The sequence below is a fragment of the Paenibacillus sp. FSL R5-0914 genome (genome assembly GCF_038004525.1).
Lineage (GTDB): Bacteria > Bacillota > Bacilli > Paenibacillales > Paenibacillaceae > Paenibacillus_AQ.
The window spans coordinates 1,773,171-1,785,170 of record NZ_JBBORH010000001.1 but is presented as its reverse complement, the minus strand read 5'-3'; the positions used below and the strand labels follow the sequence as shown (position 1 = coordinate 1,785,170).

Here is a 12,000-nt window from a genome sequence, read left to right as displayed (position 1 = left end):
GCTCCAAATTGCACATATAATCATGCCACTTTATGGTAAAATACAGGACTAAAGTCTTGAATCCTCCTTAAATATGTTTGTTTTTTCCTTAAAATAGAATTTTTCAAATTTAATCTTTAGGTTCCACATGCACCTGTACATTCATAATATTGTGTAGCTTGCTCATTCTCTCTTCAATGGAGTCACTGATCCTATGACCTTCCACCACTGTAATATTCGCGTCTACCTCCACTACAACATCCACGTGTACATGATTCCCATGAACCCGTGCCTTCACATCTTTAATCCCCTCTACTCCCGGTGTTCGAGCAATCGTACTACGTAGATCCATCAATCTATCTTCATCAAAGCCATCCGTAAGCCGGTAGGTCGAGTCACGAAAAATATCCCATGCCGTCTTAGAGATAATCAGTCCGACAACTACTGCCGCCGCAGAATCAATCCATGGCAGTCCGAACTGAGCACCTACAATCCCAACAGCAGCACCTATACTAACCATAGCATCGGAAAAATTATCTTTCGCCGCTGCCATGAGTGCACTACTATTTATCTGCTTAGCCAGCCTTTTGTTGTATATGTATACTCCCATCATTGCTACTGCACACACTAGAGCCACACCAGCAGACCATAGCTGCGGGGTTTCCTTTGCACGATCGAAAAAGGACCGCACCGCCTCCACAATCACTTGAATACCTACTACCGCCATAATAAAAGAAGCCAACAATGCAGCTACTGTCTCTGCCCGAAAATGTCCATAAGCATGGTCAGAGTCAGGTGGCTTCCGCGAAATCTTTAGACCAACCAACACGGCTGCAGATGCTACGATGTCAGTTAAATTATTGACTCCGTCCGCGACCAATGCACTAGAGGCGAATAGATAACCGCTAACCAGCTTGAAAGTCGATAAAATGAGGTAAGCCGCTATGCTAACCCAAGCGCCCCGCTCGCCTTTACGTATATCTTCGTAAATATCAACCATTTTGGCTATCTCCTCGTTTTCAGTCTTGTTAGAAAAGAATTCTTTCAATTATTCTTGCCCTTGTAGCAGCATTTAAAAACAATTAGAATAAAGTGAAGGACTTGCTTCAAAGGAGGTTATCATAATGAGCGAAAACAATGAAAAAGGAAAAATCAATTTAGCTGAAGCTATCCGGCAAAAGCTGGAGCAGAAGAAACAACAATCTTCCTCCAAACCTGGATCAACTTTTCAGGCCGGATCCGCTAAACCACTAAAAAGTCAGAATAACAAAAAGCCTAACAACCAACGCCGTCGTACCGGCGGGTCCTAGTACTATTTTATAAACATAAAAGGCTGCGCATCCCTCAGGGACAACGCAGCCTTTTATGCGTTCGCCTGCCTTAAAGGATGGGCTAGAACTCATCAAATTCATAACTGATTCTCTTTATTGTACAATTAGCCAACTGAAAACATGCGCTTTGGGAAACCTCAAGTGATAAGGCTTCCTGTCTTGCAAGCCCCGCGTATACTCCCCGTAGAATTCTACTTGTTAATCCATGTGTAACCGCAATGACCCGCGGAGTGGAGGACAAGCTCTCCAGCCAGTCTGTGACACGCTCCTGAACCGCTTCATAGCTCTCTCCATCTGGTGAACGAAAATACCAATCATACATACTCGTATCTTCAAGACTATTTGGCCAGCCCTGCTCAATTTCCTTGAGCGTTAGCCCTGACCAAGAACCAACGGAAACTTCACTTAACCTAGAATCCGTTTCTATTTTATTGAAATCATAACCTAAGATTTCACACAAAATTTGTGTGCTTTGCAGCGCTCTCCCAAGTGGACTTGAAATCACCTTCCATTCGGAGGGATGCTCCAACGAATAACGAAGCAGCCTACCCATTTGTCTGACTTGATCCATTCCATGCTCAGTCAGAGGTGAATCCAATTGTCCTTGGTAACGACCTTGCGTATTAAACTCGGTCTCCCCATGCCTCATAATAAAAATAGTTCTGTCCACATGCTTCACCTACCGTGACCTTTTCAAAATCGAAATTATAAAGACAGCTACCCTAATCCTATTAGGATTAGAGTAGCTGCTTGACGGGTTCCTTCCGCATAACGGAAAGTAAATATTATACTTCTACAGGATACATGCGTTGGCGCATTTCCTTAATTTCAGGATTCTCTAAATACTCATCGTAAGTCATCGTGCGATCAATTACACCTGTAGGTGTGATCTCGATGATACGGTTAGCAATCGTTTGGATGAACTGATGGTCATGGGAAGTAAAGAGAATAGTCCCGTCGAAATCGATCAGTCCGTTATTCAGTGCCGTAATGGATTCCAGATCCAAGTGATTGGTAGGTTCATCGAATACAAGCACGTTCGCACCGTTCAGCATCATCTTCGCCAACATACAGCGAACCTTCTCGCCCCCGGACAATACACTCGCTTTCTTCAGTGCTTCTTCTCCGGCGAACAGCATCCGTCCAAGGAATCCACGCAGGAACGTCTCATCCTGATCTTTAGAATACTGACGCAGCCATTCTACGAGATTCAAGTCCACGCCATCGAAATAGCTGGAGTTATCTTTCGGGAAATAAGCTTGAGTTGTAGTGACGCCCCACGCATATTCACCCGCATCCGCTTCCTGCTCACCCATGATCACATCAAATAGAAGTGATTTAGGCTGGGAGTAAGGACCCACGAAAGCAATCTTATCACCTTTGTTAACTACAAAGCTGATTTCATCAAGAACCTTCTCACCTTCAACCGATTTGGTCAATCCGCTAATCGTCAGAAGCTGCTTACCTGCTTCACGTTCAGGTTTGAAGTTGAGGAACGGATATTTACGGTTAGATGGACGAATGTCATCCAACGTAATTTTCTCGAGTTGTTTCTTACGAGAAGTCGCCTGTTTAGACTTGGAAGCATTGGCCGAGAAACGCTGAATAAAGGCTTGCAGTTCCTTGATCTTATCTTCCTTCTTCTTGTTCGAATCACGCTGTAAAGCTTGAGCAAGCTGACTGGACTCGTACCAGAAGTCGTAGTTACCAACGTACATCTGGATTTTGCCAAAATCAATATCCGCAATATGCGTACATACTTTGTTCAGGAAGTGACGGTCATGGGATACGACGATAACAGTACCTTCATAATCCATGAGGAAGTTCTCTAACCAGCCAATCGATTCTAGATCCAAGTGGTTGGTAGGCTCATCGAGCAGGAGGTTGTTTGGACGGCCAAACAAGGCTTGTGCCAAGAGTACCCGTACCTTCTCATTGCCGCTCAGTTCGGCCATTTTCTTATCATGCAGTTCACGCATAATGCCAAGACCGATCAGCATAGCCGCCGCATCCGGCTCTGCATCCCAGCCATTAAGTTCGGCAAATTCGCCTTCAAGCTCACCGGCACGCAGACCATCTGCTTCCGTGAAATCAGACTTCGCATAAAGCGCGTCCTTTTCTTTCATGATTTCATAAAGACGAGTGTGACCCATAATTACTGTTTCAAGTACTGGGAATTCATCGTACTCGAAATGATTCTGCTTCAGAACTGCAAGGCGTTCACCTGGTGTTATATGAACATCACCCGTGTTCGCTTCAATCTCCCCAGACAGAATTTTCAGAAAGGTTGATTTACCAGCACCATTGGCACCAATCAAACCATAGCAGTTACCAGGGGTGAATTTTATGTTTACATCTTCGAAGAGAGCGCGTTTTCCGTAGCGGAGTGTTACGCCGCTTGTGCTAATCATTACGCATTACCATCCTTTTCACTTTAGGGTTTCGGCTCATTATAGCATAAAATCAGTGCAAAAATCCCGTGAAATAGGCATTTAAGCTGATCTCACTCCTACGAAACTTATTCCAACTGTTTTACGGCGACAACTTTTAAGGAGGAATTTTTTCAATTATTCCCCAGATGTGCGATTCTCCTTTTGTACGACCAGTGTTTCTCCATAACCGAGTATACGAATTCTTTCGTCCGAAATCGCGTGTTTAACTCGGGCGTTCTCCATGCGATCCAGTGCTTCCCGGGCGGTATCATCAGCAAGTCTGAAGGTACCGTAATGCATCGGAATCATGGTCTCCGCCCCTACATCTAGGAAAGCTTGAACGGCTTCCTCAGGATTTACATGCTGAGAGGTCATGAACCATTCCGGTTCATAAGCCCCAATCGGCATAAGCGCGATATCGATCTTATAACGACTTCCGATCTCCTTAAAGCCTGGAAAATAACCGCTGTCCCCAGCGAAATAAAGATTCGGAGAAGACTTCTGATTTCCGGAATCAGCGGGCTCCAAGATGTACCCACCCCAATGAGAAGTATTCGTATCCCATGGCGTTCTCCGCGTCCAGTGCTGGGTAGGCACAAAACTAAGCTTGATCTTACCTAGCTTAATCTCCTGCCACCATTCCATTTCCACACAGTTGTGGAACCCTTTGCGAAGCATTTTTCGCTTCAGACCAACAGGAACTACAAGCGTTGTCCCTGCCCGATATAATTTGCGGATAGAGGCAATATGCAAATGGTCATAATGAGAGTGCGAAATCAGAATCAGGTCAATCGGTGGCACTTCGCTAAGTGGAATCCCAGGTTGTCCCAGTCTTTTCTCAAAGCCCAGCCTTCTCGCCCAGATGGGATCTGTAATGATATTCATCCCTTCATATTGAAGGAAAAATGTTGAATGCCCAATCCACGTAATGGTAGACTCCAATCGATTCTCAGACAGATAAGATAATCTGGGCGGCGTATTCGGTACAACATATGAATAGTCCTTCTTCTTGCGACGACGTTCCTCACGCCACTGGCGAAATTCCTTTAATGATTTATCGGTACTTACATTATCGACGTTATGGTAACGAGTTTTAGGCATACAACACCTCTTCTACAGAAGTTTACCGAGCAACCCTAACTTTAGCGAATATACTACAACTATATTGAACAGCAGCGTATTTTGCAAAATATACAAATAGCATGGTAAAGGTTCGCCCTTTTATTCCTCACAATTGCAGACTTTAGCGAAATAATAGAAGAGTTCTTTTGGTTTCACACCAGAAATGAGATAATATGTGTATAAAGTATGGCGGTGCATATACCGTTCAAGGGGGAGCTACGTATGAAGATTACTTTTATTGAACCGACTCCAAGTCCAAATACGATGAAGCTACATTTGGACGAAAGTTTAGAACCCGGAATTCGCAGAACCTATACTCCAGAAAGTGAGCGTTCCGCACCTGCTTGGGCACGTGAAATGTTAACGATACCGGGCGTTATTAGCATTTATCATGCTGCTGACTTCGCAGCACTTGAGCGCAAAGGCAATGCCGATTGGGCAGCCATTCTAAGAGAAGTTCAAAGCCGCTTCGCTAACAGCGAAGGTGTAACTGGAGATTGGAGCCTAGCTGACGAGAATGCCGGTGCTCATTTTGGGGAAGCGCAAGTCTTCGTCCAATTATTCCGCGGAATTCCGATGCAAATCCGCGTCAAAACGGGCGCGAATGAAGAGCGCATATCCTTAGCTAACCGCTTTACTAAAGCGGTTATGGATGTGGCTAGCGCCGTGATGATCAAAGAGCGCAAGCTCACTGATTACGGCGTGCGTTATGGCGAGCCCGCGGACATTGCGCGCGAGGTCGAGCAAGAGATCGAGGCAGCGTATCCGCAGGAACGCCTCGACTCCCTCGTGCAGCAAGCCATTGCGCACGGAGCCGAAGGTGAGTTCGTCGAGCAGAGACGAACTCGCACACAGGATGAGCTGCTGCGAGACCTGAAGCATGAGGATTGGCGCGTGCGCTACGCCGCGCTAGAGGATCTTACGCCGACGGCGGAGCTCCTGCCGGAGCTTAAGGCGGCGATACACGATCCCAAGCTGCATATTCGCAGGCTTGCGGTCGTGTATCTAGGCGACCTTCGCACGCCTGAGGCGATGGAGCTGCTCTATGAGGCGATGGCTGACAGCGCCCCAGCCGTAAGACGTACGGCTGGCGATACGCTATCCGACATCGGCGATCCTGCCGCCACGCCAGTGATGACGGCGGCGCTAACAGATAAGAGCAAGCTTGTCCGCTGGCGCGCAGCTCGTTTTCTTTATGAAGTTGGCACATCCGAAGCTCAAGATGCACTCACACTTGCAGCAGATGATCCAGAGTTCGAGGTTGGCCTTCAGGCCAAGATGGCTTTGGAGCGTATCGCCTCAGGTGAAGCCGCAGCAGGCACCGTATGGCAACAGATGTCAGAACGCCGTCGTAATTAACATGGAAGTACCTGATTTTGTCATTGCTTTGAGAAGTAAACTTGCTTTATACTAATTCCTGTTGTTTATAAATGAATGAAGTAAAGATAGCCTCGTCATACTAAGATGAGGTAGAGGTCGCGGATATAAAGAGTACGCGTGTGGAGACGTTAGAGCCGTCTATGAATCACGCCGAAAGGAATATCCGCCGAAGCTTGCGCTGTAGCTCTTACAGCGGTGCAGGCTGGGGCCGTTGCCGAAAGGCACGGAACTGTCACATTGTACAGCCTGCGTAAATAGCAGACTGCAGTGTGTTGCGCTATCTTCACAGGGAGTATGATGCGGAGCTGTATAGATGGAAGCCGCAGACATAGTTTGCGGCTTCTTTGCGTTTACAGAATTTGTATGTTTCGTACAGTCATCCATAACCTTCTGGAAATCACGAAGTATACCTCCCGCCTTGCGGGAGTCAGCAGCTCAGCACTCCCCGTTCATGAACAGTAAGATTAGATCATAAGGAGTGTCATATTCATGCAGGGCAATCAGCAAAACCCAGCGCAAGGCAACATAAATCAGCCTGCGCTAAAAAAATCGTTCAAAGCAAGACATTTGACCATGATCGCGCTTGGCGGATCTATTGGAACGGGTCTGTTTCTAGCCAGTGGCGGCGCGATCGCTTCAGCAGGACCTGGTGGAGCGCTTCTAGCTTATACGGCTGTGGGTGTAATGGTTTATTTTCTCATGACTAGTCTTGGGGAGCTCGCCACCTATTTACCGGACTCCGGGTCCTTCAGTACCTACGGCACTCGTTTCGTCAGCCCCGCCTTTGGCTTCGCCATCGGCTGGAACTTCTGGTATAACTGGGCGGTTACGATTGCAGCAGAGCTATCAGCGGCTACCGTCATCATTAAATATTGGTTCCCGGACAGCCCTTCCTTTCTCTGGAGTCTGGTGTTCCTACTGCTGATGTTCGGCCTAAACTTCCTATCTGCTCGTGGCTACGGGGAATCAGAATATTGGTTTGCCATTATCAAAATCATTACCGTTATCGCCTTCCTCGTTGTCGGTGTCCTCATGATATTCGGCATTATGGGTGGAGAAGCCGTAGGCTTCAGTAACTTCCAAATCGGGGGCAGCTCCTTCCACGGTGGCTTCTTCGCCTTCGTCGGGGTCTTTATGGCAGCCGGATTCTCCTTCCAGGGTACCGAGCTAATCGGCGTTGCTGCTGGTGAGAGCGAGAACCCACGCCGCAACGTCCCAATTGCGATCCGCCAAGTATTCTGGCGTATATTAATCTTTTATATCCTTGCTATATTTGTAATCGGAATGTTGATTCCTTATACGAATCCAGATCTTCTGCGTGGAGGCATCGATGACATCGGAGTCAGTCCGTTTACGATCGTGTTCAATAAAGCCGGGCTTGCAATTGCTGCATCCGTAATGAATGCCGTCATTCTCAGCTCTGTACTGTCGGCAGGGAACTCTGGAATGTATGCTTCCACCCGTGTCCTGTATGCAATGGCTAAGGATGGCATGGCTCCGCGCGCACTGGGTAAGCTCAATCGCCGTGGTGTCCCTGTTGGCGCTTTGCTAGTAACTACGGCTGTCGGAATGCTCGCCTTTCTCGCTTCATTCTTTGGTGACGGTGCCGTATATAACTGGCTACTGAACGCCTCTGGTATGTGCGGATTTATTAACTGGTTGGGTATTGCGGTCTGCCATTACCGTTTCAGACGTGCTTTTATAGCACAAGGGCATTCGCTAGATGAACTACCTTACCGAGCTAGATGGTTCCCATTCGGACCTATCTTTGCTTTAGGACTTTGTATTGTAGCTATCCTCGGTCAGAATATGGGCGCCTTCTCAGGTGGAAATATCGACTGGTATGGTATCGCCGTTTCCTATATCAGCTTGCCGCTGTTTGTCTTGATCTGGGTAGGCTATCGCTGGTTCCGGAAGAGTAATATTATTCCTTTGGATAAATGCGACCTAAGTACTCACCCAGAATAAAATAGACCCGGTAAAAAACAAAAAAGGACGTCCCGTAGCCACTTAGGCTTATGGGATGTCCTTTTTTGTTATCCTTCTATTCCCAGGTCACAAACACTTTGAGATCGCCCGTATTGTCAAAAGCAGAACTGGAGTAAGATACATCCTCTAGTCCAAGCTTATATAGCTCCTGCAGGTCGTTCTTAAGCTTGGTCCCACTCCCTTGATAACGGAATAATATAGACACCTCACCGGAGGCAATTGCCTTATTCGCTAGCCGAGTCAGATCTCCTACCGAACGTACAATTAACTCCTCGGCATATAGCTCATAATTAAGATCCTTCTGAAGCTGTTTATAGACAGCCGCATTCTGTCCTCCACGCTCCACAAGCGCAGACAAGGTCTTATGATAACCTACAGAAGCTGCCGGATAAGACTTCGTCCAGCTATGGTCCTGACGCATCTGCGCATCCGTTCTCAAGTAGTATGCAGTGCTAACCACACCTGCTTTATCAGGTGTCGGGTCATCCCAAGTCGTGTCGAGATGATACCACCGTCCATCTAACAGCACAAGATTCCAGGCATGCAACTGGCTACGTCCTCCAGGCTGTTTGGCTGTACCCTCAACGATTTTATTCGTGAATCCAGCCTCCTTTAACAGCTTATAGGTCAACAGCGAATACCCTTGGCAAACGGCGCTGCCACTCTTCAATCCTTCATAAGCCGTATATTTACGATACGAAGTGTCATACTTCAGATGAAGCACAACCCAATCGTGGATAGCCTTCACCTTCTGATGATTGTTCATGCCCGGCCTTATGATCTTCTTCAGCGCAGCCTTCACTTCTTTGTTTACAAAAGCCGTCTGCTCCAGCGTCTCCAAATATTTCACTTCCACCGTAACTTTTACAGAGCTTGCGCTTCCTCGATAAGTATATCCGTAGCTGTCTATAATGTAATACAAATAAGGGTCACTAGCCATCGCTTGATCCAGAGCCGCTTGTATTTTCGTTTTCAAATTTGAAGCTTTGCTCTCATAAGTAAAAGTAATGGTCTCCCTGCGGTTGTTCATTGCACCCGTTAGCTTCTGCGCTACTTCATTTACAGAACGAAGGGTGGGTGAACTCGAAGCCGCATAAGCATGACCCCAGCCCCAATAAATCATCGGTGGAATAGCAGCGAATATAATCACTCCTCCCAGAATGATCTTTACTAATGTGAAGCGTTTTTTCCACATATATATTCCGTTCCTCCGGCTCCTATAGACTTGTAATGAACCCTACCATTTAATAGATAATGAGCGTTTAGGCAAAAAAAGACTGCTCCCTGTAGAATAATTCTACTCTGAGAACAGCCTATATGCTAGAACGATGTGTTTTATTCGCTTTGCGGTGTAATGATATAGGTCTCTCCTATAACGGTTTCAAATTCCATCTCTATCCCTATTCGTGAACCATCGGGACTTTGAATGAGCAAAGGCTGGTGACTGTAAATTCTGCATATTTGTCCATGCGTCGAGGTCAGTTCCGCCTTCGTTAAGCGTCCCTCACGCCATTCTATATTTGTGATAAAGCCGCCTCGGGCTACCAAGCCTTTCACACTTCCTTCAGACCACTCTTCTGGAAGAGCGGGTAATAATTCAAGCCCTTCCTGATGACTCTGCAAGAGCATCTCAGCAACTCCGGCCGTAGTTCCGAAGTTACCGTCAATCTGAAATGGAGGGTGATTACCGAATAAATTCGGCAGACTTGAATCCTGCAAAATACGACGTAAACAGCTATACGCATTCTCTCCATCCTTCAAACGCGCATATAGATTAAGTAGCCAGGCTGCACTCCAGCCCGTGTGTCCGCCCCCCCCTTCCAAGCGCTTCTTAAGCGATAACGCTGCCGCCTCTGCTAGCTCTGGTGTGGAGGAAGGACTAATTACATTCCCGGGATATAAATCATACAAATGAGAGACATGGCGGTGCCCAGGCTCTTGTTCAGCAAAATCCTCGTTCCATTCACGAATACGTCCGTCCGGTGCAATCCCAGGATGAGCGAGTCGTTCCTGTTTCTGGCGTAGCTCCTGCCTCAGCTGGGCATCGGTATTCAAAATCTCAGCAGCTTGAATGCAATGCTTGAACAGCTCAGCGATCAGCGATAAATCCATAGCTGAGCCAGCTGAAACACTGCATGGCGTGCCATCAGCAGTCAAGAATACATTCTCCGGTGAGGTAGACAGACCCGTTGTCCAGCTTCCATCAGGCAGTTCTACCAGCCAATCCAGACAAAATAACGCGGCTCCCTTTAACAAAGGATAAGCTGTGTTTCGCAAATATTCCTCATCTGGACGGAAAGCGTAACGCTCCCACAATTGGCGAGAGAGCCAAACGCCTCCCATTGGCCAAAATGCCCACATCGCCTTGCCGTCTGACGGAGACGTCATACGCCACAAATCTGTATTATGATGCACCGTCCAGCCACGTGCGCCATAATGAATATTTGCTGTACGGCTGCCAGCCATACTAAGCTCCGTAATAAAATCGATTAGAGGTTCATGGCATTCACCCAACCCGCATAACTCGGCTGGCCAATAATTCATTTCAGTGTTTATATTAGTCGTATAATTGCTGTTCCATGGCGGCTGAAGAAAGGGATTCCAGATCCCTTGCAAATTCAGAGCTTGCGTCCCCGGTCGTGAGCCAGCAATCATCAGGTAGCGGCCATACTGGAACAGCAGCGCTTCTAGCGCAGAATCTGCCTGCCCCTCCTGATAGCGTACTAGTCGCTCATCCGTGGGAAGCTCTATCCGGGAGGACGAGGGTGCAAGCGTCAACTCCACGCGGCGGAACAAGGACTGATGATCCTCTAGATGGCGCTGCTTCAGCTCTGCATATCCATTAGAGGACAAAGCCAATTGCTCTAGGCACAACTCCGAAGGCAGCTTACCGCCGCTTCCTGGCATCCGGTCATACCCGACAAAATCGGTTGCGGCAGCTAGGCGGATCGTAATGGAGCGCGCACCTGAAACCGACAACATGCCGTTCTCAGCATTACATTTGCCGCCATCTGTACGGATCTCCATTGCAGCGGCAAAACTTATGCCAAGCCCCTCTTCGTATAATATGGAACGCGGATGATCTCCTACATAATTATCAGCCACATGCGATGGAGCACGACCGATCATCATCAGCGCGCCATCCGGAGTGATCTCTAGTCGGAAAGGATGCGGCGAAGTCAGAGCCACTGAGAAATCCGGCAAAATCCCCAGCCCTTCTTTTCCTTCTGCACGGATATGAATGACTATAAGTTCATCTGGTCTGCTGGCCAAAACTTCGCGCACAATCCTTACATCCCCCGCAGTATAAGATACCGTAGCAAGCGCTTGATCCAAATCAAGCTCCCTCTGATAATCCTCTACAGGACCACCAAGATTGAACTTCATTCGCAAGTCTCCGAGCGGTTGATAGGATTCAGTCCGTCTGCCTAACATCTTGGCATCCACTAGCGCTTCCGCTTCCTTGTATTTCCCCTCTGCCACTAATTGTTTGGCCGGAGCCAAATGACGCAGCGCCTCATAATTAGCTGTATCCCGCGGAAAGCCCGACCACAAGGTGTCTTCATTTAGTTGAATTAGTTCTTCTTCCGTTCCGCCAAAGATCATGCCGCCCAAACGGCCATTACCCACGGGCAGTGCCTCTTCCCATACAACTGCCGGCTGCTTATACCAGAGCTTATGCCGCCCAGTGTTCTTACTTTCTTCCACGTATATTCCTCCTATCCTGTAATTACAGATGAAAACAAATCGGCGGGAAGCCCGGACTT

9 protein-coding genes and 1 riboswitch are annotated in these 12,000 nt (G+C 47.6%); of the genes, 3 read left to right on the top strand and 6 right to left on the bottom strand.

Features of this window, described 5'->3' with window-relative positions; translation table 11 throughout:
* Nucleotides 1-109: 109 nt before the first annotated feature.
* On the bottom strand, nt 110-979 hold the full coding sequence (locus MKX60_RS07845) for a cation diffusion facilitator family transporter (RefSeq protein ID WP_042191865.1): 870 nt from the start codon (nt 977-979) through the stop codon (nt 110-112).
* A 124-nt stretch (nt 980-1,103) separates the two neighbouring features.
* Here MKX60_RS07845 and MKX60_RS07840 point away from each other — a divergent pair, with 124 nt between their 5' ends.
* Nucleotides 1,104-1,289: a hypothetical protein gene (locus MKX60_RS07840; protein WP_042191867.1), complete on the top strand. Its 186-nt coding sequence runs from the start codon at nt 1,104-1,106 to the stop codon at nt 1,287-1,289.
* 82 nt (nt 1,290-1,371) lie between these two features.
* Here the strand turns inward: MKX60_RS07840 and MKX60_RS07835 are convergent, their stop codons facing one another.
* From MKX60_RS07835 to MKX60_RS07825, 3 genes are all read right to left on the bottom strand, one after another.
* Nucleotides 1,372-1,980, bottom strand: coding sequence for a histidine phosphatase family protein (locus tag MKX60_RS07835; protein ID WP_340972869.1), 609 nt, complete (start codon nt 1,978-1,980; stop codon nt 1,372-1,374).
* Nucleotides 1,981-2,095: 115 nt separating this feature from the next.
* The gene (locus tag MKX60_RS07830) at nt 2,096-3,721 is read right to left on the bottom strand and encodes an ABC-F family ATP-binding cassette domain-containing protein (RefSeq protein ID WP_042131056.1); all 1,626 of its coding nucleotides are present in this window, start codon (nt 3,719-3,721) and stop codon (nt 2,096-2,098) included.
* Nucleotides 3,722-3,877: 156 nt separating this feature from the next.
* Nucleotides 3,878-4,843 carry an MBL fold metallo-hydrolase gene (locus MKX60_RS07825; protein WP_341059479.1) on the bottom strand — a complete coding sequence of 322 codons (966 nt, stop codon included), beginning with the start codon at nt 4,841-4,843 and terminating at the stop codon, nt 3,878-3,880.
* 243 nt (nt 4,844-5,086) lie between these two features.
* On the opposite strand from MKX60_RS07825, the gene MKX60_RS07820 reads away from it, so the two are divergent.
* Nucleotides 5,087-6,223, top strand: a complete 1,137-nt coding sequence (locus tag MKX60_RS07820) for a virulence factor (protein WP_341059477.1) — start codon at nt 5,087-5,089, stop codon at nt 6,221-6,223.
* 103 nt (nt 6,224-6,326) lie between these two features.
* A riboswitch (Lysine riboswitch) is annotated at nt 6,327-6,532 on the top strand.
* A 201-nt stretch (nt 6,533-6,733) separates the two neighbouring features.
* Entirely contained in the window at nt 6,734-8,212 is a 1,479-nt protein-coding gene (locus MKX60_RS07815; protein ID WP_042131059.1) for an amino acid permease, read from the top strand.
* Between the two features lie 76 nt (nt 8,213-8,288).
* Here the strand turns inward: MKX60_RS07815 and MKX60_RS07810 are convergent, their stop codons facing one another.
* Both MKX60_RS07810 and MKX60_RS07805 read right to left on the bottom strand, forming a co-directional pair.
* On the bottom strand, nt 8,289-9,428 hold the full coding sequence (locus tag MKX60_RS07810; RefSeq protein ID WP_341059476.1) for a transglutaminase domain-containing protein: 1,140 nt from the start codon (nt 9,426-9,428) through the stop codon (nt 8,289-8,291).
* Nucleotides 9,429-9,568: 140 nt separating this feature from the next.
* A complete protein-coding gene (locus MKX60_RS07805) occupies nt 9,569-11,941 on the bottom strand; it encodes a glycoside hydrolase family 95 protein (RefSeq protein WP_341059475.1) in 2,373 nt (790 codons plus the stop codon).
* Nucleotides 11,942-12,000 lie beyond the last annotated feature (59 nt).

Coding starts and splice junctions, on each gene's coding strand:
- MKX60_RS07845 (WP_042191865.1), bottom strand. CDS start 979: ATGGTTGATATTTACGAAGATATACGTAAAGGCGAGCGGGGCGCTTGG.
- MKX60_RS07840 (WP_042191867.1), top strand. CDS start 1,104: ATGAGCGAAAACAATGAAAAAGGAAAAATCAATTTAGCTGAAGCTATC.
- MKX60_RS07830 (WP_042131056.1), bottom strand. CDS start 3,721: ATGATTAGCACAAGCGGCGTAACACTCCGCTACGGAAAACGCGCTCTC.
- MKX60_RS07825 (WP_341059479.1), bottom strand. CDS start 4,843: ATGCCTAAAACTCGTTACCATAACGTCGATAATGTAAGTACCGATAAA.
- MKX60_RS07820 (WP_341059477.1), top strand. CDS start 5,087: ATGAAGATTACTTTTATTGAACCGACTCCAAGTCCAAATACGATGAAG.
- MKX60_RS07815 (WP_042131059.1), top strand. CDS start 6,734: ATGCAGGGCAATCAGCAAAACCCAGCGCAAGGCAACATAAATCAGCCT.
- MKX60_RS07810 (WP_341059476.1), bottom strand. CDS start 9,428: ATGTGGAAAAAACGCTTCACATTAGTAAAGATCATTCTGGGAGGAGTG.